This window comes from Actinomadura vinacea (assembly GCF_039532545.1).
Lineage (GTDB): Bacteria > Actinomycetota > Actinomycetes > Streptosporangiales > Streptosporangiaceae > Spirillospora > Spirillospora vinacea.
This window is the reverse complement of the sequence record NZ_BAAARW010000011.1, coordinates 1-22,677: the sequence shown is the minus strand read 5'-3', so window position 1 is coordinate 22,677 and position 22,677 is coordinate 1. Positions and strand designations below refer to the sequence as shown.

20 protein-coding genes are annotated in these 22,677 nt (G+C 71.5%); 8 read left to right on the top strand and 12 right to left on the bottom strand.

From position 1 onward, the window contains the following. Nucleotides 1-138: 138 nt before the first annotated feature. On the bottom strand, nucleotides 139-756 hold the full coding sequence (locus ABD340_RS11855) for a hypothetical protein (protein ID WP_344588836.1): 618 nt from the start codon (nucleotides 754-756) through the stop codon (nucleotides 139-141). A 631-nt stretch (nucleotides 757-1,387) separates the two neighbouring features. Between ABD340_RS11855 and ABD340_RS11850 the strand changes: the two genes are divergently transcribed. The 3 genes from ABD340_RS11850 to ABD340_RS11840 all read left to right on the top strand — a co-directional run bounded on the left by ABD340_RS11850 (nucleotide 1,388) and on the right by ABD340_RS11840 (nucleotide 5,547). Continuing rightward, nucleotides 1,388-2,599, top strand: coding sequence for a PucR-like N-terminal domain-containing protein (locus tag ABD340_RS11850; RefSeq protein ID WP_344588835.1), 1,212 nt, complete (start codon nucleotides 1,388-1,390; stop codon nucleotides 2,597-2,599). Between the two features lie 253 nt (nucleotides 2,600-2,852). After that, on the top strand, nucleotides 2,853-4,274 hold the full coding sequence (locus ABD340_RS11845; protein ID WP_344588834.1) for a PucR-like N-terminal domain-containing protein: 1,422 nt from the start codon (nucleotides 2,853-2,855) through the stop codon (nucleotides 4,272-4,274). Between the two features lie 127 nt (nucleotides 4,275-4,401). After that, nucleotides 4,402-5,547 (top strand): hypothetical protein, encoded by a 1,146-nt coding sequence (locus ABD340_RS11840; protein ID WP_344588833.1) that lies wholly within the window; start codon nucleotides 4,402-4,404, stop codon nucleotides 5,545-5,547. Between the two features lie 97 nt (nucleotides 5,548-5,644). Here the strand turns inward: ABD340_RS11840 and ABD340_RS11835 are convergent, their stop codons facing one another. Next, on the bottom strand, nucleotides 5,645-6,142 hold the full coding sequence (locus ABD340_RS11835) for a phosphoribosyltransferase (protein ID WP_344588832.1): 498 nt from the start codon (nucleotides 6,140-6,142) through the stop codon (nucleotides 5,645-5,647). A gap of 144 nt (nucleotides 6,143-6,286) precedes the next feature. Here ABD340_RS11835 and ABD340_RS11830 point away from each other — a divergent pair, with 144 nt between their 5' ends. Beyond that, the gene (locus ABD340_RS11830) at nucleotides 6,287-8,404 is read left to right on the top strand and encodes an ATP-dependent DNA helicase (RefSeq protein ID WP_344588830.1); all 2,118 of its coding nucleotides are present in this window, start codon (nucleotides 6,287-6,289) and stop codon (nucleotides 8,402-8,404) included. Between the two features lie 20 nt (nucleotides 8,405-8,424). Here the strand turns inward: ABD340_RS11830 and ABD340_RS11825 are convergent, their stop codons facing one another. Then, the gene (locus tag ABD340_RS11825; protein ID WP_344588829.1) at nucleotides 8,425-8,868 is read right to left on the bottom strand and encodes a pyridoxamine 5'-phosphate oxidase family protein; all 444 of its coding nucleotides are present in this window, start codon (nucleotides 8,866-8,868) and stop codon (nucleotides 8,425-8,427) included. A gap of 96 nt (nucleotides 8,869-8,964) precedes the next feature. Further along, the gene (locus tag ABD340_RS11820) at nucleotides 8,965-10,176 is read right to left on the bottom strand and encodes a pyridoxal phosphate-dependent aminotransferase (RefSeq protein ID WP_344588828.1); all 1,212 of its coding nucleotides are present in this window, start codon (nucleotides 10,174-10,176) and stop codon (nucleotides 8,965-8,967) included. Nucleotides 10,177-10,320: 144 nt separating this feature from the next. Between ABD340_RS11820 and ABD340_RS11815 the strand changes: the two genes are divergently transcribed. Beyond that, complete coding sequence (locus ABD340_RS11815) at nucleotides 10,321-11,046, top strand: TetR/AcrR family transcriptional regulator (RefSeq protein WP_344588827.1); 726 nt, start codon at nucleotides 10,321-10,323, stop codon at nucleotides 11,044-11,046. Beyond that, on the top strand, nucleotides 11,043-12,089 hold the full coding sequence (locus tag ABD340_RS11810; RefSeq protein ID WP_344588826.1) for an AurF N-oxygenase family protein: 1,047 nt from the start codon (nucleotides 11,043-11,045) through the stop codon (nucleotides 12,087-12,089). Before ABD340_RS11815 ends, ABD340_RS11810 begins: the two co-directional genes overlap by 4 nt. On the opposite strand, the gene ABD340_RS11805 is transcribed toward ABD340_RS11810, so the two are convergent. From ABD340_RS11805 to ctaD, 6 genes are all read right to left on the bottom strand, one after another. After that, nucleotides 12,071-13,399, bottom strand: coding sequence for an ABC transporter substrate-binding protein (locus ABD340_RS11805; protein WP_344588825.1), 1,329 nt, complete (start codon nucleotides 13,397-13,399; stop codon nucleotides 12,071-12,073). The two genes, ABD340_RS11810 and ABD340_RS11805, sit on opposite strands and share 19 nt — an antisense overlap. Then, nucleotides 13,380-13,778 carry a DUF742 domain-containing protein gene (locus ABD340_RS11800; RefSeq protein WP_344588824.1) on the bottom strand — a complete coding sequence of 133 codons (399 nt, stop codon included), beginning with the start codon at nucleotides 13,776-13,778 and terminating at the stop codon, nucleotides 13,380-13,382. Before ABD340_RS11800 ends, ABD340_RS11805 begins: the two co-directional genes overlap by 20 nt. Then, entirely contained in the window at nucleotides 13,778-16,258 is a 2,481-nt protein-coding gene (locus ABD340_RS11795; RefSeq protein ID WP_344588823.1) for a sensor histidine kinase, read from the bottom strand. Before ABD340_RS11795 ends, ABD340_RS11800 begins: the two co-directional genes overlap by 1 nt. A gap of 166 nt (nucleotides 16,259-16,424) precedes the next feature. After that, nucleotides 16,425-17,564: a PP2C family protein-serine/threonine phosphatase gene (locus tag ABD340_RS11790; protein ID WP_344588822.1), complete on the bottom strand. Its 1,140-nt coding sequence runs from the start codon at nucleotides 17,562-17,564 to the stop codon at nucleotides 16,425-16,427. 145 nt (nucleotides 17,565-17,709) lie between these two features. Then, entirely contained in the window at nucleotides 17,710-18,387 is a 678-nt protein-coding gene (locus ABD340_RS11785) for an SAM-dependent methyltransferase (RefSeq protein WP_344588821.1), read from the bottom strand. 75 nt (nucleotides 18,388-18,462) lie between these two features. Next, nucleotides 18,463-20,106 (bottom strand): aa3-type cytochrome oxidase subunit I, encoded by a 1,644-nt coding sequence (ctaD, locus tag ABD340_RS11780; protein ID WP_344588820.1) that lies wholly within the window; start codon nucleotides 20,104-20,106, stop codon nucleotides 18,463-18,465. Between the two features lie 99 nt (nucleotides 20,107-20,205). Here ctaD and ABD340_RS11775 point away from each other — a divergent pair, with 99 nt between their 5' ends. Beyond that, nucleotides 20,206-20,706 (top strand): 2-thiouracil desulfurase family protein, encoded by a 501-nt coding sequence (locus ABD340_RS11775; RefSeq protein ID WP_344588819.1) that lies wholly within the window; start codon nucleotides 20,206-20,208, stop codon nucleotides 20,704-20,706. On the opposite strand, the gene ABD340_RS11770 is transcribed toward ABD340_RS11775, so the two are convergent. Continuing rightward, entirely contained in the window at nucleotides 20,696-21,376 is a 681-nt protein-coding gene (locus ABD340_RS11770; protein WP_344588818.1) for a hypothetical protein, read from the bottom strand. The two genes, ABD340_RS11775 and ABD340_RS11770, sit on opposite strands and share 11 nt — an antisense overlap. A 36-nt stretch (nucleotides 21,377-21,412) precedes the next feature. Between ABD340_RS11770 and ABD340_RS11765 the strand changes: the two genes are divergently transcribed. Beyond that, the gene (locus tag ABD340_RS11765; RefSeq protein WP_344588817.1) at nucleotides 21,413-22,075 is read left to right on the top strand and encodes an NUDIX hydrolase; all 663 of its coding nucleotides are present in this window, start codon (nucleotides 21,413-21,415) and stop codon (nucleotides 22,073-22,075) included. Between the two features lie 11 nt (nucleotides 22,076-22,086). On the opposite strand, the gene ABD340_RS11760 is transcribed toward ABD340_RS11765, so the two are convergent. Next, nucleotides 22,087-22,569, bottom strand: a complete 483-nt coding sequence (locus ABD340_RS11760) for a pyridoxamine 5'-phosphate oxidase family protein (protein WP_344588816.1) — start codon at nucleotides 22,567-22,569, stop codon at nucleotides 22,087-22,089. Nucleotides 22,570-22,677: the final 108 nt, after the last annotated feature.

Sequence of the window (22,677 nt, the reverse complement as noted above, 5' to 3'; positions counted from 1 at the left end):
CAGGTCGTTGACAATGGTTTGCGAGCCGCCCATTGTCGACGAATGATAAATTGCTTTCTAATTTTGTCGCGGAACCGCAAGGTGCCGCGCGGCGGGCACAGGCCGGCCGCGCGGCACCGAGGGTTCGGACTCGCGTCCTTACGGGCTGTAGACCACGTCGACGTTGTTCGGGTCGGTGGCGAAGGTGCCGGAGAACAGGGCCGTGTCGTTGGCCTGGATGATGCCGAGGCATCCGCTCACGCTGGTGGCCTTGAGTTCGGAGGCGACGGACACAGCCGGGTCGAGAACGAGGTTGCCGTTGCTGTTGTCGTAGTAGCCCCGCACGCTCCCGGTGAACGTGGCCGTGCAGCCGGCGCCGTTGATGGTGGCGTTGATCCCGCTGATGGTGGCGAAGTTGGAGGTGGCGTTGCGGGGACCGACGGCGTTGATCGCCCAGGAGCCGGACTGGGCCACGCCGAAGGTGAGGTTGAGCGGCCCCCTGCAGGTTTCCCACGCGGTTTCGCTGATCGAGCCGATGCCCGGGCCGGCGTGCCCGGAGGTGGTGGGAATGCTCGCCGCAGCGGCGACGGAAGCGCAGGTCAGAGTGGCGTTGTTGCGCACCACGCGCAGGCTGGTGTTGGTCGATTCGGCGGCGATGTCACCGCCGTTGACGACGGCCCAGCTGGCGTCGGCGGCGGACGCCGGGGACGCGGAGACGCCGATGCCGGCGGCGACGACGGCGGAGGCGACGAGGGCCTTGCGAAGGGTCTTGCGCATTGGATGTGCCCTTTCGAGAGGGGGGTCCCGGTGAGTGCCGGTACTCGTTGGGGTGGGATCCGGGGACGGGGTGGCCAGGGTCCTTCTCTGGGCGGCTCCTTGAGGTGGAACTGCGACGAAACTGCGGTCGGGCAGGATCGACCGGGAGATTTTCGCCGAATCCGGAGACCGGGACGGTGGATTCTGCTAACCTGCCCCGTTCCACTTCGGCGTCTCCTACCGATGAGTAAGCTAAGTGCCGACTTCGCGTCCGACAAGGGCTCATTCCGGAAAATCTTCAGCTCGCTCGTTTTCTTGTCACCCGATGATGAAAACACCGGCCGTTCTGTCCTGAAGTGAGCGGCCGGATCGTCTCCCCACACACCGCGTACAGATCATCACGGCTGGTCAATGACCGCCCGGTGGGATCATTCGCGTTCCCGCCGGAAACTTCCATGGATCGGTGCACGGTCCGCCCGATTGGGTTACGTTTGACGCGTCGTAGATCACCCGGGGGACCGGTGAATGCTCTCGCAGACCGGGTGGAATGCACGCGATATCGCTGACCGTAATGGCCCTACCGCAGCCGGGAGGCTCCCCGCCGCCACCCGTGGCGACGCGCGGCCCGCGGGGGCGGGAAGGAGCATCGACGATGGCGCGCACCCTCGATTCCGCCGGGCGGGATCGGCGTCCGGGACGGCTTCCGCCGCGGGTGGCCGCCGTTCTGCGGCCGGAATTGGAGTCCCTCGCCGAGGACATCATGACCGAGATCCGCGGGACGATTCCGGAGTACGCCGAGCGGCGGCACTCGGGCGCCCGGGCGGAACTGCGGTCGATCGTGGACCAGGCGCTGCGCACCTTCGTCGACCAGATCTCCGGATCGGACGAGTCGCGGGACCGGCGCGACGAGCTGTGCCGGGCGCTGGGCCGCGGCGAGGCGTACCGGGGGCGGAGCCTGGACGCGCTGCAGGCCGCCTACCGCACCGGGGTCCAGGTGGCCTGGCGGCGGGTCGCCGAGGTCGGCCGTCGGCACGGGCTGTCCTCGACGGTGATGTCGCAGCTGGCCGACGCGCTGTTCGCCTACATCGACGAGCTGGCCTCGCTGTCGGTGGAGGGCTTCGAGGAGGCCCGCTCGCGCACCGACGACGAGCGGACCGAGCTGCGGAGGCGGCTGCTGCGGCTGCTTCTCGAGCGCCCGCGGGCGTCCCGGAGCGCGCTGGAGCGGGCCGCCGAGGCGGCGGCGTGGAGCGTGCCCGCTGAGGTGACTCCGGTGGCGCTGCCGGTCCGCGCGCGCTGCGTGCGCGCCGCCCTGGACGACGACGTGCTGGCCGATCTCGGCACCGCCGAGCCGCATCTGCTGGTGCCGGGTCCGCTGACCGCCGCGCGGCGCGAGCGGCTGCTGGCGGCGCTGCCGGAGCGGCGCGCCGCGACCGGGCTGGCCGTCCCGCCGGGCGAGGCGGCCGACTCGCTGCGCTGGGCGCGCCGGACACTGGCGCTGGTGGACGCCGGGATCGTCGAGGACGCCGGGCTGACCTCCGCCGAGGACCACCTGCTCGAGCTGTGGCTGCTGGCCGACGGCGCGCTGCTGGACCAGGTGGCGCGGCGGCGGCTGGCGGTGCTGGCCCGGATGGCCGGCACGCAGCGGCTGCGGCTCACCGAGACGCTCGGCGCGTGGCTGGAGACGCAGGGGAACGCGGTGGAGACGGCCAAGCGGCTCCGTGTGCATCCGCAAACGGTGCGCTACCGGCTGCGGCAGATCAACGAGGCGTTCGGGGAACAACTGACCGACCCCGATTCCAGGTTCGCCCTGGAAGCGGTGTTGCGGGCGGGCCGAATGAGGGAGCGCAGCCCGTCCCTGCGCTGATCGCCGGACGCCTCACCATTTGTGTCAAGATGATGACGGAGGGCGGTTTTATGCATTCTTTATATAAAAACGGACCTCCCTGATCTACGTTCGGTGTGCTTCAGCTCACAACATTCCTGCCGGGGGGCGCGCAGGGGTCCCCGCTCGGCGCGCTGCTCCCGGGAAGGCCGTACACCGAGGTCGACGGTTCGCCGGCGGCCCCGCCGGCGTGGGAACGCTTCCATGACCTCGGTGTTCTCGGAGAGGTGCACCGATGACGCGTACGCTCGAACCGGGCGGGCCGACGAAACTGTCGGCCCCCCTGCCGCGGCAGCTGGCCGCCATGATGCGGCCCGAGCTGCCCAGCCTGGCCACGGAGATCATCGAGGAGATCCGGCGGGCGATCCCGGAGTACGGGCGGCCCATCCGGGGCCCCTACGTGCAGGCGCTGCAGATCGGTGTCGAGCGCGCCCTGGCCCACTTCGTCGAGCAGATCGCCGACCCGTCCGCGCCGCGCGACCGGCATGAGGACACCTACCGCCGGCTCGGGCGCTTCGAGGCGCAGGAGGGCCGCACCCTGGACAACCTCCAGGCCGCGTTCCGGATCGGCGCGCAGGCCGCCTGGCGCCGCGTCATGCGGATCGGGCCGCAGCGCAACCTGTCCTCGGCGGTGATGGCGCAACTGGCCGACGCGCTGTTCGCCTACATCGACGAGCTGGCCTCGCTCGCGCTGAAGGGCTACCTGGACGCGCTGCCCGCCGAGGAGCTGGAGGAGCACCGGCGGCGGCTGCTGCGGCTGCTGCTGCGCCGTCCCGCGGCGTCCCGGCGCGCGGTCGAGGAGCTGGCCGAGCCCGCCGAGTGGGACGTGCCGGAGGAGATGACCCTGGTCGCGGTACCGCCCGGCGCGCGCGTCCTGCGCACCGCGCTGGACCGCGACGTGCTGGCCGACTTCACCGGCCCCGAGCCGCATCTGCTGGTGCCCGGCCGGATGACCGCCGACCGGCAGCGGATGCTGGCCGAGGCGCTGCCGGAGGGCCGCGCCGTCTCCGGGGTGAGCGTCCCGGCGGCCGGCTGCGCCGACTCGCTGCGCTGGGCCCGCCAGGCGCTGGCGCTGGTCGACTCGGGGATCCTGGACGACGGCCCGGTGACCCGCTGCGAGGACCATCTGATGGAGCTGTGGCTGCTGAGCGATCCCGCGCTGATCGACCAGATCGCCCGGCGCAACCTGGCCGGGATGGCCGCGCTCAACCCCGGGCAGCGGCACCGGCTGCTGGAGACGCTGCGCACCTGGCTCACCACCCGCGGCACCGCCGCCGAGATCGCCGAGGAGCTGCACGTCCACCCGCAGACCGTGCGGTACCGGATGCGCAAGCTGGAGGGCACGCTGGGCGAGGAGCTCGCCCGGCCGGACTCGCGGTTCTCGATCGAGGTGGTGCTGCGCGCGATGTGGCTGCGCCGCCACGCCGACGACGACGGACCCGGACCGCGGGCCCCGGAGGTACTGGAGCCGGCGGACACCGGGCCGGCCGACACCGGGCGGACAGACACAGGGCCGTCCGACACGGGGCCGGCGGACACGGGGCCGCTCGCCGCGCCGCCCGTGCGCGGCTCGATGACCGCGCTCGATCTCGGCCGAGAGGGCCGGGCCTCCCTGGACGGCCGCGAGGTGATGGAACCCGGAATGCGAACCCGGTGATAATCGCGACGAGCGATTACGCATTCGACAATAAGTCTGTTCCGCCCGGGTTGATTCGACCATTCGTTCCATGCTCCCATGCCTATTCGGAGCATTCTTGTCGGCGTCGCGGTGGAGGTGCGTGCAGGTGCGCTCAAGATCGGCGGGCGGTTCCCTGCTGGCCGGGCTCGGCGCGGTGGCGGTCTTCGCGGTGGCGGCCGCGCCGCCGGTTCTGGCCGAACCGGAGCCCAGCCCGAGCGGCGAGTCCCCCACCGGAGCGGCCACCGATCCGCCCGCGGACCCGCCGACCGACCCGCCGACGGATCCCCCGACCGATCCACCCGACCCGTCAGACCCGCCCGATCCGTCAGACCCGCCCGATCCGTCAGACCCGCCCGATCCGTCAGACCCGCCCGATCCGTCAGACCCGCCGGATCCGTCCGACCCGCCGGACCCGTCCGACCCACCCACCGACCCGCCGACGGACCCGCCCGGCCCCGGTAATCCAGGTAACCCAGGTAATCCGGCTCCGTCCAAGCCGGTGCTCTCGCTGAGCCTGTCGGCCTCGGCGTCCACGGTGAAGCCGGGCGGGACGATCACCGCGACGGTCCGGGTGGCGTCCGCGAAGGCCACCGCGCACGGCACCGTGCTGCGGCTCTCGGCGACCGGCGCGTCGGTGCGCCCAAGCGCGCAGGGCATGGGCAGCGTCGGCGGCGGGGGGCGCACCGCCGCGGCCGCGATCACCGCCCCGGCGAACGCCCGGCCGGGCACGATCAAACTCAAGGCGTCGGTGTCGGCGGCCAAGGCCGGCACCGTGTCGCGCGGCTACACGCTGATCATCACCAGCGCGTCGGGGGCGCTGCCGCCGGGGATCTCGCTGTCGAACCTGCCGCCGGACGTGCCGCCGCTGACCAACTCCGCGTTCAACGCGGTGGCCGGTATCCCCGCCCCGCAGGTCGCGCTGCCGCCGGTCGCGTCCCCGCAGATCGCGCCGAGCGGGATGCCGATCACCCCGAACGCGGCCCTGCGCGCGGGCGTGGAGGAGGCCATGGACGCCGAGGACCTGGCGGCCCTGCAGGCGGGCTGGCTGGCGGCGATGACGGTGTCGGTGGCGCTGCTGCTGGCGCGGACGCGGATGGCCCGGCGCCAGGAGGTCCCGGCGCATGTGCGGCAGTGGCTGGCGGGCCGTCGGCTCACCGCCGCGCGGCTGCGCACCGTACCGCCGCAGCCGGCCCCGGTGCCGGTGCGCCTGGTCTGGCTCCGTCCGCGCCCCCACGGCACTGTGCGCCCCTGAGACAGAGCCGGGGGTCTGGGGGGCGCCTCCCAGGTCAGCAGAGCGGGGGTCTGGGGGTCGCCCCCCAGGTCAGCAGAGCGGACGCCGGATGGCCGGGTCAGGCGTCCAGGACCTGGTTCTCCGACCGCACCACGGGCGGCAGGGTCGACCACGGGAAGTTGATCCACCGGTCGGTGTGCCGCCACACGTACTCGCACTTCACCTCGGAGTGCGGTTTCTCGTACACGACGGCGCAGCGGACGTCGGCGACGTGGTCGGCGCAGAAGTCCCGGACCAGCCTGAGGGTGGCGCCGGTGTCGGCCACGTCGTCGGCGACCAGGACCCGGGCGCCCGACAGGTCGACGGCATTGGGCACCGGCGGGAGCATCACCGGCAGGTCGAGCCGCTCGTTCACGCCGGTGTAGAACTCGACGTTCATGACGTGGAGGTTCTTGACGTCCAGCGCGTAGCCGAGGGCACCGGCCACGAACAGGCCGCCGCGCGCGATCGACAGGATCAGGTCGGGACGGTAGCCGTCGTCCGCGATCGCCTGGGCCAGCGCCCGGCCGGCCGCACCGAACGATTCCCAGGTCAGGACTTCTCTTTCGGCAGACACGGGCACCATCTTCGCCGATCGGCCGGGATGCTCGGCACGGCCCCGGGGGGACGGCACCCCAGGGCCGTCACGCCCCGTGATGATGTGATTCCTCTCACGAACCGGGGACGCGCGCGGTCGCCGCGGACGGTAGCGTTGGGCGACGTGCCCGCCCCTGATCTGCTGACCGACAGCGATACCCAGATTCCGGACACGGCGACGCTGCTCGCCGCCGCCGTCGAGGCCATCGGAGGGGCGGAACGTCCCGGCCAGGTGGAGATGGCCCAGGCCGTGGAGAAGGCGATCGCCGCCGGGGAGCATCTGGCCGCGCAGGCGGGCACCGGCACCGGCAAGTCGCTGGCCTACCTGGTCCCGGCGATCCGGCACGCCGTCGACAAGGGCACCACGGTCGTGGTCTCCACGGCCACGATCGCGCTGCAGCGCCAGCTGGTCGACCGCGACCTGCCGCGGCTGGCCGAGACGCTCGGGCCGCTGCTGGGCCGGGAGCTCAAGTTCGCGATCCTCAAGGGCCGCCGCAACTACCTGTGCCTGAACCGCGTGCAGACCGGCGCCCTGGACGATCCCGAGGACGGCACGGGCGGCCTGTTCGACCCGCAGCAGCTGTCCGCGCTGGGCCGCCAGGTCAAGCGGCTGAACGAGTGGGCCGAGGAGACCTCCACCGGCGACCGCGACGAGCTGGTCCCGGGCGTCCAGGAGCAGGCCTGGCGGCAGGTGTCGGTGACCGCGAAGGAGTGCCTGGGCGCCCAGCGCTGCCCGCAGGGCACCGAGTGCTTCGCCGAGCTGGCCCGGGCCGAGGCGGGCGAGGCGCACGTGGTGGTCACCAACCACGCGCTGCTGGCGATCGACGCGCTGGAGGAGTTCCAGGTCCTGCCCGAGCACGACGTGGTGATCGTGGACGAGGCGCACGAGCTGGTCGACCGGGTCACCTCCGTCGCGACCGGCGAGCTGAGCGCCGCGGCCGTCGAGGCCTCGGCGCGCCGCTGCGGGCGGCTGATCGAGGACGGGCTGGCCGACCGGCTCAAGGAGTCCGCCGAGGGCCTCGGCCTGCTTCTGGAGGACCTGCCGGGCGGGCGCATGGACGTGCTGTCCCCCGCGCTGGGCAACACCCTGGCCGTCGTGCGGGACGCCGCGCACGCCTGCCTGACCGCGCTCGGCCCGGAGAAGAAGGACAGCGACCCGGGGAACATGGCGGCGCGCAAGGCCGCGCGGTCCTCGCTGGAGGACCTGCACGAGACGGCGGTGCGGCTGCTGGAGTCGTTCCAGCCGGAGATCTCGGCGCGCTTCGACGTGGTGTGGCTGGAGAAGCCGTTCGTCCAGGACGGCAAGCCCAAGCGGCCGCCGGCGCTGCACGTCGCGCCGATCGGGGTGGGCGGGCTGCTGCGCACGACGCTGTTCGAGCAGCGCACCGCGATCCTCACCTCGGCCACGCTCACGCTGGGCGGCTCGTTCGAGCCGCTGGCCCGCCAGTGGGGCCTGCCGTCCCTGGACGCCGCCGCGGGCCAGACCCCCCAGGACGCCAAGGCGGCCGCCGAAGGGCTGGCGCGCACGGCGACCAAGGACGGCGAGAAGGAGAAGGAGGTCGTCTGGTCCGGCCTCGACGCCGGGTCGCCGTTCGACCACCCCAGGTCGGGCATCCTCTATGTCGCCCGCCACCTGCCCCAGCCGGGGCGGGACGGGCTGCAGGACGCCTACCTCACCGAGATCACCGAGTTGATCGAGGCGGCGGGCGGGCGGGCGCTCGGGCTGTTCTCCTCGATGCGGGCGGCGCGGCAGGCGGCCGACGAGCTGAAGGACCATCTGACCCATCCGCTGCTGTGCCAGGGCGAGGACTCCACGTCCCTGCTGGTCAAGCAGTTCGCCGAGGACGAGCGGACCTCACTGTTCGGCACGCTGTCGCTGTGGCAGGGCGTGGACGTCCCCGGCCCCTCGCTGCAGCTGGTCATCATGGACCGCATCCCGTTCCCGCGCCCGGACGACCCGGTCTCCTCGGCGCGGTCGCGCGCGGTGGCGGCCGGCGGCGGCAACGGCTTCATGGCGGTCGCCGCGACGCACGCGGCGCTGCTGCTGGCGCAGGGCGCGGGGCGGCTGCTGCGCTCGATGGACGATCGCGGCGTCGTCGCCGTCCTGGACCCGCGCCTGGCCACGGCCCGCTACGGGTCCTTCCTCAAGTCGTCGCTGCCGCCGTTCTGGCCGACGACCGACCCCGACGTCGTGCGCAACGCCCTGCGCCGCCTGGACGCCGCCGCCTCCGCGACCGACTAGGGCCGCCTAGGCGGGCGAGGCTAGGCGGGCGCGGGGCGCAGGTGGCGGCCGGAGATCTCCTGCGGTGCCAGGCGGATGTAGACCGGGCGCTCGCCGCCCGGCCACGGCTGGACGGTGGCCGCCGGGGGCCGCTCGTGGTCGGGCAGGAGGTGGCCGCCGCCGCGCAGCAGCACGCTCCAGCCCTCGTGCCGTTCCGCGTCGATGTCGTCGACCTCGAACGCGATCCGCACCGCCGCGCCGGTCATCGCGGTCGCCAGGCTGTGGGTGAGCCGTCCCTCCAGGCTGGTGCGGAACACCACCGCTTCGCCGTCCAGGGTGTAGTTCACCGGGATGACCGTCGGGCCCTCGCCGTCGTCGAAGGCGACCCGGCCGACGCCGCCGGGCCTGATCAGGGCCAGGCACTCGGCGCGCTCCAGCTCCTCCAGGACCGGGCCACCGGACGGTGCCCCGCCGGATGCGGTCATGTTCATCGCCCCCTCGGCGTGCGCTGACTCCCCAGGGGGGACCTTCCCGGATCGGGGGCTCTCACGCGGCCCGGCCCGGCGGTTCCGGCGGGACGGTCAGCGGCGGCGGGTCTCCAGGAAGTCGCCGATACGGCCGATGGCCTCCTCCAGGTCGTCGGCGTACTGCAGGGTCACCACGCGGAAGTGGTCGGTGGCGGGCCAGTTGAAGCCGGTGCCCTGGACGATCAGGATCCGCTGCTGTTCCAGCAGGTCGAAGGCGAACCGGACGTCGTCCTCGATCGGGTAGACCTCGGGGTCGAGGCGCGGGAAGACGTACAGGGCGCCGCTCGGCCTGGCGCAGCTGACGCCGGGCAGGTCGTTCAGCAGCTTCCACGCCCGGTCGCGCTGCTCGCCGAGCCGCCCGGTCGGGAGCACCAGGTCCTCGATGCTCTGCGAGCCGCCGAGCGCGGCCTGGATGGCGTGCTGGCCCGGGACGTTGGGGCACAGCCGCATGTTGGCCAGGATGTCCAGGCCCTCGATGTACGACTCGGCATGCTCGGTGGGCCCCGACAGCACCACCCAGCCGGACCGGAAGCCCGCCACCCGGTAGTTCTTGGACAGCCCGCCGAAGGTGAGGCACAGCAGGTCGGGGGCCAGCGAGGCGATCGAGACGTGCTCGGCGCCGTCGTAGAGGATCCGGTCGTAGATCTCGTCCGCGAAGATGATCAGATTGTGCCGGCGGGCCAGTTCCACGATCCGTTCCAGCACCGGGCGCGGGTAGACGGCCCCGGTCGGGTTGTTCGGGTTGATGATCACGATCGCCCGGGTACGGTCGCCGATCTTGGCTTCGAGGTCGTCCAGCGCGGGCGCCCAGTCGGCGGCCTCGTCGCACAGGTAGTGCACCGGGGTGCCGCCGCACAGCGAGACGCCGGCCGTCCAGAGCGGGTAGTCGGGCGTGGGGATGAGCACCTCGTCGCCGTTGTCGAGCAGCGCCTGGAGGGTCATGACGATCAGCTCGGACACGCCGTTGCCGAGGTAGACGTCCTCCACGTCCACCCCGGCCAGGCCCTGCTCCCGGTACCGCTGCACGACGGCGCGGCGGGCGGGCAGGATGCCTTTGGAGTCGCTGTAGCCGTGCGCCTCGGGAAGGTTGCGGACGATGTCCTGGAGCAGTTCGGGCGGGGCCTCGAACCCGAAGGGGGCGGGGTTGCCGATGTGCAGCTTGAGGATCCGCTGCCCCTCCGCCTCCAGCTGTTTGGCCCGCTTGAGCACCGGCCCCCGGATGTCGTAGCAGACGTTGGTCAGTTTGGCCGACTGGTTGACCTGCATGGACACACCTTAGCGGCAGACGATCACCAAGGTCGGCCGGATGCCGGACGCGGTTCGCCAGCAATAAGACAGACCGTCCAATTGTGATGTGCGCAACATACAAGCAGGCTTGCTTGCTTGTATCCGCGCTTCTACCGTCGAAGCGTGACAGCAGGCAACCGGCGACGGCCCTCCACTCCTCCCGGGGCCGGCGGGCGGCGCACCCAGGAGCAGCGGCGCACGCAGACCCAGCAGCGGCTGCTGGACGCGACCGCGGAGGCGCTGGCCGACCTTGGCTGGTCCGGCCTGTCGACCACCGAGGTGTCGCGCCGGGCCGGGGTCTCGCGCGGCGCGCAGCAGCATCACTACCCGACCAAGATGACGCTGGTCGCCGCCGCGCTGGAGCACCTCCTCGAACGGCTCCGCGCCGAGTACGTGCGGGCGTTCGCCGAGCTGCCCGCCGAGCGCCGCGACGTCGCCGGGGCGCTCGACCTGTTCTGGGACACCCTCCAGCAGCCGCCCGCGCTGGCGCTGCTGGAGCTGACCCTGGCCGGCCGCACCGACGAGGACCTGCGCGAGCTGGGCATCGACCTCAGCGAGCGGGTCGTGCAGATCGTCAAGGAGGTCTTCCACGGGCTGTTCCCCGAGACGCTGCCCGAGGACCTCGTCGACACCCTCATCCGCGGCCTGTTCGCGCTGCTGGTCGGGCTCTCGCTGCAGAACTCCCTGGACGGCGACGCCCACGGCCACCAGGCCGCCGTGCTCGCCCGGCTCAAGGAGTTCGCGCGGGTGCTCGTCCCCGACCAGGGGACCGTCCCAGAAACCGGCACTGAGGCCGGCGCGGCGCCGGCCCCTCCGACACCCCCAGATCCGAGGGAGCGTCCGACATGACGAAAACCCCCACCGAGCTCGCCGAGGAAGTCCGCGAGCAGGTCAAGGACCGCAAGTCCTACCTGGGCGTCATCGACCGCCTGAACAAGGCGTCGGTCGACAAGCACTGGGAGGCCTACGCCGACATCCCCTGGGACGACCCCGACTTCGCCGTCGACCCCGACGACCCGCGCTGGATCCTGGGCGAGGTCGACCGGCTGGGTCGCACCGAGTGGTACCGGTCCCAGCCGCCGGAGGTCCAGGCGCGGATCGGGCTGTGGCGGGTGGCCACCGCCATGAAGATCGGCCTGCAGTTCGAGAACCTGCTCAAGCGCGGCCTGCTCAACTACGCCTACCGGCTGCCGAACGGGCGGCCGGAGTTCCGGTACGTCTACCACGAGATCACCGAGGAATGCCACCACGGGATGATGTTCCAGGAGTTCGTGAACCGCACCGGGCTGCCGATCCGCGGCATGCCCCGCGCGCTCACCGCGATCGCGCAGGCCGCCCCCTGGATCCCGGTGGTCGACACCGAGCTGTTCTTCGTGTTCGTGCTGGGCGGCGAGGACCCGATCGACCACGTCCAGCGCAAGACCCTCAAGGGCGGGCACGTCAAGCACCCGCTCGAGCGGACCATCATGAAGATCCACATCGCCGAGGAGGCGCGGCACATCTCCTTCGCCCGGCACTACCTCAGGCACCGGGTGCCCGGGCTGGGCCGCGGCCGGCGCGGCATCATCGGCCTGACCGGCCCGCTGATCCTCGGCCTGATGGCCCGGATCATGCTGTCCCCGCCCGGGCCGATGATCCGGCACTTCGGCATCCCCCGGGACGTGGTGCGCGAGGCGTACAAGGACGGCGCGCACCGGGACGAGATCAGCGACTCGGTCGGCAAGGTCCGCGACCTGCTGCACGAACTCGGCCTGATCACCCCGGCCAACCGGTGGCTGTGGAAGGCGCTGGGCATCTGGGACGAGCCGAAGGCGCGCCGCGGCACGACGTCACCGGCGCGCCGCCGCGCAGGCCCGGCCGCGGGCGCCGCGGGTCAGGAACCCGTCTCGTAGCAGGGGCTCTCCAGCCGGTAGGCCTTGGTCGTGGGACCGGCGGCGAAGTCGGTGACCACCTTCACCCCGGTCAGCTCCCGCTCGTCCGGCCGGGCGATCACCGACTCGCGGAACGCCGCCGCGTTCGGGGTCCCGGAGGTGTTGCCCGCCTGGGCCGGCAGCATCCCCTCGTAGTCCACGTTGGTGATCTGGCCGAGCGCCTCGTACAGGCCCTCGCGGGTCAGGTTCCGGTTCGCCGCCGCCTTCTGCAGCACCGCCTTCAGCGGGTACGACAGCACCCAGCCCGAGGTGTAGGCGTCGTCGGGCTCGACCCGGCCCAGCGCCTGCCGCATCGCGGTGTGGCCGGGCGAGTCGGTCGCGAACGGCTTCCACGCCGCCACCTGCAGGTAACGCTCCTTCAGCGCCCCGGCCGCCGAGGTCCGCAGCAGCGACTTGGTCCAGGTCGGGCTGCTGCCCATGAAACGGCCCTTGAAGCCGGCCTCGACGGTCTTGCCGATGATGGTCGCGGCCTCGGAAGGACCGGTGGTCAGCACGACCAGATCGGGCTTGCGCGCCAGGACGGCCTGGACCACCGCGTCCTGCGCGGCCGCGCCCTGCTTGGTCTCGATCTGCGAGTACGCGAGCTTGCGCGCCGCGGCCGCCGCCTTCGCGCCCGCCTCCGCGTCACCGCCGTAGTCGCCCGCGTAGTGGACGGCCATCACGCGCTTGGCCCCGAACTCGTCGGCCGCGTAGTCGACCGCGTTCATCGCCGCGAGACAGTAGGAGGCGCCCGATTCCAGGATGACGTTCTCGAACTCCCACTTGGACGGGTAGGACCCGGGCACCGCGATCGTCCGGGTCGCGCGCAGATCGTCCAGGATCGCCTCGGTGGTCGGCGACCCCAGGCTCTGCGCCAGCGCCAGCACCCGGTCCTTGATCTCGTTGTACGCCCGGCGCTGCGTCGCCGGGTCGTACCTGTTGTCGCGGACGTAGGTGTGCGCGTCGATGTCGTACCCGCCGATGCCGCCCTGCCGGTTGACCCGGTCCCAGAACGCCCGCTGCGAGGCCACCATCGGCACGCCCAGCCCCTTGAACTGCGACGAGCTCAGGTCGGAGATGATGCCCAGGTAGATGCAGCCGTGGTCCTTGTTCACCGCCTTCGGGCAGGGGCGTTCGGTGATGCCGGGCACCCCGGCGGCGGGGACCGCGTCGTCCTGCGTTCCGCCGCAGCCGGCCGCCGCCACCGCGGCCAGCAGCGCGGCGCCCGCCAGCAGGGCCCTCGTCTTCAATACGGCCCTTCCGCCCGGCAGGTCAGAGCGCTCGGAGACCATCGATCACTTCCTTGAGAATGCGCACGTCCGGGCGCCCGGCCGACACGGCCGGACGCTGCACCTCCACCAGGCCCCGGTCCAGCAGATCGCCCACCAGCACCCGGACCACGCCCACCGGCAGGGCGAGGTCGACGGCCAGTTCGGCGATCGACACCGGATCGAGGCAGAACTCCAGGATCCGCTCGTCCTCGGGGCCCAGCGTCACCGGATCGGGCATCGGCACCTCGGCCGTCACCACGACCGCGATCAGGTCGAGGTCGCCGCCGTGCCGCCGGCTCCGGGTGCGGCCCCGGGTGACCGCGAAGGGACGTACGACGGGGCCCGCGTCCTCGTCGACCCACAGGTCCTCCGGCGGCCCGTCCGGCCGATCCTGGGACATCACTCCCCGCCACCGGAATCGCCGGCGCCGGACCCATCGGATCGATCGGCCCCGTCCTCCGCTCCGGAGGCGTCCGCGCGGCCGCGCCGCCAGCCGCGCTGCATCGTCGACATGAGGTCGCGCGCCGATTCCGGCGACCGCGGCCGCCCCGGCTCACCGCCGGACGGCTCGTCCCGCTTCGCCGCGGACGAGCCCTTGAGCTGAGGCGCGAGATGCGTCTGGCGGCGCCGCACGGGCAGCGGGAAGGCGCCGGTCGCCAGCGTCGGGGACTCGACCGGGGGCTCCGCCGGAGCCTCCGCCGGAGCCTCGGCCGGGGACTCCGCGGGAGGGTCCGCACGATCCGCCTCGCCCGAACCGCCCTTGCCGGAGCGTGAACCGGAGCCGAAGCCGGAACCCTGCCCGGCGACGGCCTCGACCGACTCCCTGATCGCCGACACCGGCGACGACCCGATCAGCTCGCGCTCCTCGCCCGCCTCGCGGCGCTCCCGCTGCGCGCGCCGCTCACGCCGCTCGTCCGAACCGCCGTGCGCCTCCTCGGGCTGGACGACCAGCTCGTGCGGGATCAGCGCGATCGCGATCACGCCCCCGTACGGCGACTTCCGCAACGTCACCTTGATTCCGTGCCTGGCCGCCAGCCGCGCCACCACGAACATCCCCAGCCGGGCGCTGTCGTCCAGATCCAGCTCCGGGTCGGTCTCCAGCAGCCGGTTGTAGGCGTCCATGTCGTCGTGGGCGATGCCCAGGCCGCGGTCCTCGACCTCCAGCGCGAAGCCGTGCGCGACCTCCTGCCCGCTCACCCGGATCGGCGTCTTCGGCGGGGAGAACGCGGCCGCGTTCTCGATCAGCTCGGCCATCAGGTGGATGGTGTCGGCCACGGCGGGACCGCGCAGCGCGATCCGGCCCATCGGCACCACCTCGACCCGGCTGTAGTCCTCGACCTCGGCCACCGCGGCGCGCGCCACGTCCACCAGCCGGACCGGGTTGCGCCAGCTGCGCCCGGACGGCCGGCCGGACAGGATCACCAGGCCCTCGGCGTGCCGCCGCATCCGGGTCGCCAGCGAGTCCAGCTCGAACAGCCGCTCCAGCTCGTCGGGGTCCTCGGTGCGCCGCTGCATCGATTCCAGCATCCGCAGCAGCCGTTGCAGGAGCGACTGGTTGCGGCGGGCGAGGGTCACGAACACCTCGTTCAGCCGCCGGTGCGCCGCCGCCTCGCGCCCGGCCGCGGCGACCACGGCCCGCCGCGCCTCGGCGAACGCCCGGTCGATCTGCGCGATCTCGGTCACCCGGAACCGCGCCGCCCCGAGGTCGTCGGCGGCCTGGACGTCCTCGCCGCGGCGCGCCCGCTCGCCGATCAACGGCAGCCGGTCCTGGGCGAACGCGGTCACCGCGGCGGCCATGCCGCGGCTCTCCGCGATCAGCCGGCGCCCCGCCCGCGCCGCGATGAGGATGGCGGCGAGCACCGCGACCAGCCCCAGCCCGCCCATCAGGCCCAGCCGCAGCAGCACCGCGCCCGCCTCGTCCCGGGCGCCGCGGGTGTTGCCGGACCGGATGTCGGACGACAGCCCGGCCAGCTGCGCGTCGACGGTCTCGGTGGAGGTGCGCCAGGCGCCGGCGTCCACGACGGGCCGTCCCTCGGACGCGCCGCCGGCCATGAGCCGGTTCTCCATGTCCTGGAACCGCCGGGCCTCCGGGCTGCCGACGATCCGATCGAACCGGGCCTGGTCGGCGGCGGTGAGGCCGCGCGCGGCGTCGGCGTACATGAACCGGTGCGCCCCGACGAGCTGGACCAGCTGCAGATGCTCGGCCTGGTCCAGCCGTCCCGCCGCCAGCACGCCGGTGACCAGCGCGTCCTCCCGGGACAGGCTCTCCCTGGCACGCTCCAGCGTGCGCAGGATCCGGTTCGCCCGCACCAGCTCCGGGTCGAGCGCGTAGACCTCGTCGTAGATCTCGGCGGCCAGGTCGATGTACTCGGTGTACCGGACGAGCGCCCGGGCGCGGTCGAGGGACCGCCCGTCGACCGCCGCGCGCAGCGCCTCAAGCCCGCCCAGCGCGCCCACCAGCCGGGTCATCCGCTGCCGGGTCGCCGGCCGGGTCGCGCCGCGGGTGTCGCCGTCGGCCGCGGACCGGCGGAACTGCGCGCGGGCCCGGTCGGTCACCGCCCGCTGGGCGTCGAAACCGGCCCGGCCGATCGTCGCGTCGTCGCCGAGGAAGGACAGCGACATGCGCCGCTCGTCCTGCAGGGCGGCGATCACCTCGTCGGTCGGGTTCAGGACCTTCTGGGTGAAGGTCTGCGCCCGCGTCTGCCGCAGGTTCTCGCGCAGGGTCCCGGTCGCCGCGACGCCCCACACCACGACCAGGGCGGTGACCAGCGGAACCATCAGGAACACGATCCGGGAGCGGACCGAGCGCGTCCTGGACGCGCCTTTTCGCGGACGGGACCCGTCGCGGCGCGGCAGAGCCGAACGCAGGCGCCCCGCCATCAGCCCCTCCCGCTGGCACGCACGACGCTCATAACGACCCCCAGCGTTCCTGTGACCCAGCTCACCCGATAGTCAAGGCACGTTACTGCATCCCCCCGAGACACTCGGATCGTTTGCCTCACATGCGTGGATTGTTACTTATGCGTGACTTGTGACCCTGCAACCATCACAAATGATCAACAAGCGGGGCCGGCACGGGCTCCAACCGCACCAGCAGGAGCGCGGCGTCGTCGTGCGGCACGCCCCCGACATGCGCGCGCAGATCCCGCTCGAGCCGCCGCACCAGATCGTCCCGCCCCTGACCGCTCAGCAGCGCGACCCGCTCGGCGAGCGGATAGAAGCGCCCCTCATGATCACGCGCCTCGCCCACCCCGTCGGTGTAGAGCAGCAGGAGATCGCCCGGACCGAACGGGACGGCCGCGGGCGAGCGGGGCCCCTCGCCGCCGGCGATGCCCAGCAGCCCCAGCGGCGGCGCCGACGCGGACGCGGGCAGATCGGCGAAGGCGACCTTGCCGTCCGAGATGAGCAGCGGCGGCGGATGCCCGCAGTTGACCAGCCGGACGATCCCGCCCTCCCCCGGGATCTCGGCCAGCAGCACGGTGACGAACTCCTCCTCCCGGGCCCGCGTGGCCAGGAAGGCGTCCAGCCGCACCGCGACGTCCGCCAGGTCGGGCTCGTGCTGGGCCAGCTCGCGGAACGCGCCGAGCACGTCGGCGACCGCCTCCACCGCGGCCAGGCCCTTGCCCATCACATCGCCCACGATCATCCGGACGCCGAACGGGGTGCCGACCAGCTCGTACAGGTCACCGCCGACGCCCTCCTCCGCGTCCGCCGGCGCGTCCGCCTCGGTGACCGCCGCCAGATAGCGCACCTCGGCCGCGACCGGCCCGACCCGCCCCGGCACCGGACGCAGCACCGCCCGCCGCATCGTCGCGGCGACCCGGCGCAGCCCGGCCCGGTCGCTCTCCCCGTGCTCGTGGCGGCGGCACGCGATCCAGGTCATCACGGTGGTGAACGCGATGCCGAACAGGCAGGTCGAGACGGCGATCGGCCGCTCCGGCCACTGCTGGACCGCCGACGGCAGCGCGGCCGCCAGCACCACCAGCGCGATCGCCGGCACCCGCCGCGGCGGCACCGGCCTCAGCACCGCCAGCGCGGGCACCGCCACCAGCAGCGGCATCAACGTGTAGTGCCGGGGGAGCAGGAGATCAAGAACACCGATCACGACCGCGGGGAGCGCGGGCACCGGCACCGCCGGCAACGCGTTCCCGTCCCCGGCGGGTGAGGGGAGATCCGACCAGAGCATGGAGGTTCGCCGTTCTGGTTGGGCGGGAGGACGACGGCACGAGTCATGCCTGTGGCCGAGTGTAGTCGAGCGAACACGAACTGAAACACGTTCCGGTGGGAACATCCCATCCGGGAACGTCCGATCGCCCCTGACGGCCGAAGCGTCACCGAACCCGCGCGGCCTCCCCGGGCGGATCGTCGTACCCGCCGAAGGTGAACAACCGCACCCCCGCCTCCAGGCGGACGGGACGGCCGGCGAACCGGTACACCCCCACCGCGTAATCCTTCTCCTCAGGGCCGGACAACCAGCGCCGCTCGAAACCGCGCCCCTCGAACATGGCGCAGACCTCGTCCGTACGGTCCACGTCGGTGCGGCCCCGCGTCCAGATGACCTGCGCGCCCTCCCCGCACAACATCGGCAGCAGCGAAACGGTCCGTTCGACATCCGAGAAGGCGATGTTGCCGAAGACCCCGCAGACCAGCACGAGCGCCGCGGGCACGGCCCCCACATAGGCATCGGTGACCGAGGCGTCCCCCTCCACCACCTGGATCCCGCCGAGGCCCGCCATGCGCGCCGTCGCCCGGGCCACCCGCACATTGGCCGCGTCCTTCTCCACCAGCCGGGCCACCACGTCGCGCTGCCGCGGATGCCCCGGCAACGCCCCGAGCAGGTCGCGCCCCTGCCCCGCGCACACGCTCACCGTACGGATCCGGCCGGAACGGGAGACGTCGAGCGCCGCCCGGACGCGCTGCTGGACGATCCGCAGCCGCCGCGCCAGGGGACTGGAAGGGTCGTCGTAGGCGCCGTGCCAGACGTTCCAATCCCGCTCTCGTCGCTCCATGAGTTCAGCCTATGGCGGTGCGTAACGACACTTTCCCGAAGTTGAGGACGTGACCGCACCCGGCCGTGCCGGACGTCAACGCGGCCCCGACAGCGTCCTCGGATAGTGAAGATCGAACGCGGGCCGCTCCGAACGGATCCGCGGAATGGACTTGAAGTTGTGCCGCGGCGGCGGCGACGAGGTCGCCCACTCCAGCGAGTTCCCGAAGCCCCACGGGTCGTCGGCGTCCACCCGTTTCCCGTGCCGGGCCGTCCGGTAAACGTTGTAGAGGAAGAACAGCGTGGACACGCCCAGAATGAACGCCCCGGCGCTCGACACGCGGTTCAGCGTCGTGAACTGCTCGGCGTAGTCGGCGTACCGGCGCGGCATGCCCTGCGCTCCCAGGATGTGCTGCACCAGGAACGTCGTGTGGAACCCCACGAACAGGAACCAGAAATGCACCTTGCCCAGGCGCTCGTCCAGCATCTTCCCGGTCATCTTCGGCCACCAGAAGTAGAAGCCCGCGAACATCGCGAACACCACCGTGCCGAACACGACGTAGTGGAAGTGCCCCACCACGAAGTAGGAGTCCTGCACCTGGAAGTCCAGCGGCGGTGACGCCAGGATGATGCCGGTCAGACCGCCGAACAGGAACGTCACCAGGAACCCGACCGAGAACAGCATCGGCGTCTCGAAACTCAGCCGGCCGCGCCACATCGTCCCGACCCAGTTGAAGAACTTCACCCCGGTCGGTACCGCGATCAAAAACGTCATGAACGAGAAGAACGGCAGCAGCACCCGGCCCGTGGTGAACATATGGTGCGCCCACACCGCCATCGACAACCCGGCGATCGTGATCGTCGCCCCGACCATTCCGAAGTAGCCGAACAGCGGCTTGCGGCTGAACACCGGAATGACCTCGGTGATGATGCCGAAGAACGGCAGCGCGATGATATAGACCTCGGGATGGCCGAAGAACCAGAACAGATGCTGCCAGAGCAGGGCGCCGCCCACCGCCGGGTCGAACACGTGCGACCCGAGCCGCCGGTCCGACTCCAGCACCAGCAGCGCCGCCGCCAGGATCGGGAACGCCATCAGCACCATCAGGCTGGTCAGCAGGATGTTCCAGGTGAAGATCGGCAACCGGAACATCGTCATGCCCGGCGCCCGCATCCCGACGATCGTGGCGATGAAGTTGACCCCGCTCAGGATCGTCCCGAACCCGGACAGCACCAGCCCCATGATCCACAGATCGGCACCCACCCCCGGTGAGCGGATCTCGCTGTTCAGCGGGGCGTACCCGGTCCAGCCGAAGCTCGCGGCGCCGCCCGGCGCGACGAACGAGGCGAACACGATCAGCCCGCCGAACAGGAACACCCAGTAGCTGAACATGTTGAGCCGGGGAAAGGCCACGTCCGGCGATCCGATCTGCAACGGCATGATCACGTTCGTGAATCCCACGAACAGGGGCGTCGCGAACAGCAGCAGCATCACCGTCCCGTGGATGGTGAACATCTGGTTGAACTGCTCGTTGCTCACCAGTTGCCGTCCCGGCTCGGCCAGCTCCGCCCGCAGCACCATGGCCATCAACCCGGCCAGCAGGAAGAACGCGAACGAGGTGATCAGATACAGGTGGCCGATCACCTTGTGGTCGGTGGTGGTGGCCCAGGAGACCAGCATCGAACCCCGGGGGCGCTCCCGAGCCTGCGCCTCCGGGATGGGACGGCCGAGAAGGACCATGCGCGAGCTCCCTGCGAAACCGGATCACTTCAACTATTCGCCTACGTCCTGACCAGGTGCAAGGCGGAGCCGCGCGGCTTGCCGACATAGGCTGGAGACGTGGAACGGATTTTGGTGAGCGCTTGCCTGACCGGCCGGCCGGTGCGCTACGACGGCGCGGCCAAGCCGGTCGGCGCGGCACTCTTCGAACGCTGGCGCGCCGAGGGCCGCCTGATCCCGTTCTGCCCCGAAGTGTCCGGCGGCCTGCCCGTCCCCCGCCCACCCGCCGAGATCATCGGCACCGCGGCGGACGTCCTGGACGGCGCGGGCGGCCAGGTCCGCACCGGCACCGGAACCGACGTCACCGCGGCCTTCGTACGCGGCGCACGCCTCGCCCTGGAAACCGCTGAACGCGCCGGCGCCCGCATGGCGATCCTCAAGGAGGGCAGCCCCTCCTGCGCCACAAGCCACACCTACGACGGCACCTTCTCCGGCACCCGCACACCCGGCGCGGGAATCACCACGACACTGCTCGAACGTGCCGGGATCCGGGTCTTCAGCGAGAACGACCTGCCCGCGGCCGCCGAGTACCTGGCCGAGCTGGAGAGCACTACCCGTTGATCCAGTCCCCCGGCATCCGATGCCGCACCCGCTCCAGGGCCTCTTCCGTGCGCGCCCGGACGCTGAGCCAGTCCAGTCCATCGTCCCGGAGGATGACATCCGGCCCGGCGAACCACCGTGCCTCACCCTGGAGCGGCATACGGCTGAAGTCCCGCTCCAGGATCGCGGCGTCCTCCTCCACCTGGTCCCGCTCATCGGCCAGCTTCATGTCGTGCACCGACTCCGCCAACACGATCTCGACGCACACCTGCGAGAACCGCCCCTGCCAGCCCTCCCAGCGCTCCTGCTCCCGCATCGCCAGGTCGGGCTTCATGTACACGGGCGGGTCCTCGGCGGCGAGGTCCTCAAGGAGGACGCCCCATGTCGCGGCGCCCTGGTTCTCGTCCCGAAAGACCAGCGCCTCGCCGCGCTCGTCCACCTCCAGTTCGCCGGGCGGGCGCAACCGGTCGTGATTGGACGTGAGGTCGTCCCGACGGCCGAACAGCTGATACGCCCGCCGGAAAGCGACCGGCAACGCGAACCCGAGCCGCTCCTCCGCGGCGTCCAGCTCCGAGTCGGAGTATCCGTCACCGTCCACCAGCGGCCGGGACCAGTACTCCGCGAACTCCCGGACGAACTCCCACGGCCCGAGCACCTCAAGCCGCCGATCAGCCTCATAAACGTCGATCACACTGGACAACCTTAGAGGTGCGGTTGAATACCGCTCGTGACCGTCCACGATGTCGCCCGCCTGCTGCCGAATATCCCCCGTCTCCGAGACCTCAGCCGCGCCATGGCCGTCCTGGAGGCGATCCTCAGCCCTGATTGGAACACCCGCTACCACTCCTTCTCGGCCGACTGGTCACCGGAAGAGGAACTGGCGTCCATGAGGAACGGGTCCGGGGACGAGTACTCGATCGTGTTCTCCCCGGCCGGTGCCTGTATCCGCGGCTTCGACCACGAATCGGTGATGAGCCCGTACGTCAACGACGTACCGTGGCCCGGGGTCTTGGACGACGTCCCCGCCGTCTTCCGCCAGTTCTTCGAGGAGTCGGCCTTCTGCGACGATGGGATCCCGATCGTCACAGCGTGCCTCTGGCGGCGGATCGAGGACGACCTCTGGCACGCGGGTGAGATCGACTTTCCGGAAGGCGGGAGCGATCCCGACGGCGCCAGCTGGCGCTTCGCGCTTCTCACCGACCCCGCTCCCGAGGCTTTCCAGCGCTTCGCCGAGGACTACTACGAGGTCTCCATCGACGTGGCGGCGGTGCGACACGTCTACACCCTGCGACCGCTCACGCAACAAGTGGTCTCCGCCCTGAACCCGGACCTCTCCCTGATGGACCTGGCAGAAGACCTGAAAGCAGCCCACTACCCGGCCAAAGTTTGAGAAGTATGTGCTTACAGCGAGACCTGGCGGCGTGTGTCGACTCCGATTCCGTACACCGGATCCCGCCCCGGAATATGCACCTCGTGGCCGGTCGCATGACCATGATAAAGCCGCAGTTCGGCGTCGCCGCTGAGTTCGTGCGGCTGGAAAGGCCTGGCTTCCGGGTCCATCCGAGCGAACGCCTTGGCGCAGTGCCGCGGGAGTTCGTCCGCGGCGATCACTGACCCGTGCGCGGAAATGTAAACGGCCTGCCCGCGTCCGATCGGCGCAGTCGAGTCGAAGACCACGAAAGTGATCTCCGGGCGGTCCGCGATGTTCGTCGAATGGCGCGCGGTGGGCGAGGACACCCAGTAGAAGTCGCGGTAGTCGGCATGGGTGAAGTAGACGGGCGACAGTCGAGGCCGGCCGTCGGGCTCGGAGGTGCCGAGCGTGAGATAGGAATTGGTGTCGATGACGCGCCGCGCCATCTCACCCAGGTCGCTGGTTCCGCTCATGACGCAACTCCCTACGATGGGCCAAGATCGTCGGAAAGTCCTTGAAAATGAGTAAGGCCCCGCCAGTTTCCTGGCGGGGCCTTAAACCCTAATATAAGTCCGGCGGCG

Coding starts and splice junctions, on each gene's coding strand:
- ABD340_RS11855 (WP_344588836.1), bottom strand. CDS start 756: ATGCGCAAGACCCTTCGCAAGGCCCTCGTCGCCTCCGCCGTCGTCGCC.
- ABD340_RS11810 (WP_344588826.1), top strand. CDS start 11,043: ATGACGAAAACCCCCACCGAGCTCGCCGAGGAAGTCCGCGAGCAGGTC.
- ABD340_RS11800 (WP_344588824.1), bottom strand. CDS start 13,778: ATGTCCCAGGATCGGCCGGACGGGCCGCCGGAGGACCTGTGGGTCGAC.
- ABD340_RS11795 (WP_344588823.1), bottom strand. CDS start 16,258: ATGGCGGGGCGCCTGCGTTCGGCTCTGCCGCGCCGCGACGGGTCCCGT.
- ABD340_RS11760 (WP_344588816.1), bottom strand. CDS start 22,569: ATGAGCGGAACCAGCGACCTGGGTGAGATGGCGCGGCGCGTCATCGAC.
- ABD340_RS11850 (WP_344588835.1), top strand. CDS start 1,388: ATGGCGCGCACCCTCGATTCCGCCGGGCGGGATCGGCGTCCGGGACGG.
- ABD340_RS11845 (WP_344588834.1), top strand. CDS start 2,853: ATGACGCGTACGCTCGAACCGGGCGGGCCGACGAAACTGTCGGCCCCC.
- ABD340_RS11790 (WP_344588822.1), bottom strand. CDS start 17,564: ATGCTCTGGTCGGATCTCCCCTCACCCGCCGGGGACGGGAACGCGTTG.
- ABD340_RS11820 (WP_344588828.1), bottom strand. CDS start 10,176: ATGCAGGTCAACCAGTCGGCCAAACTGACCAACGTCTGCTACGACATC.
- ABD340_RS11785 (WP_344588821.1), bottom strand. CDS start 18,387: ATGGAGCGACGAGAGCGGGATTGGAACGTCTGGCACGGCGCCTACGAC.
- ABD340_RS11805 (WP_344588825.1), bottom strand. CDS start 13,399: ATGGTCTCCGAGCGCTCTGACCTGCCGGGCGGAAGGGCCGTATTGAAG.
- ABD340_RS11825 (WP_344588829.1), bottom strand. CDS start 8,868: ATGACCGCATCCGGCGGGGCACCGTCCGGTGGCCCGGTCCTGGAGGAG.
- ctaD (WP_344588820.1), bottom strand. CDS start 20,106: ATGGTCCTTCTCGGCCGTCCCATCCCGGAGGCGCAGGCTCGGGAGCGC.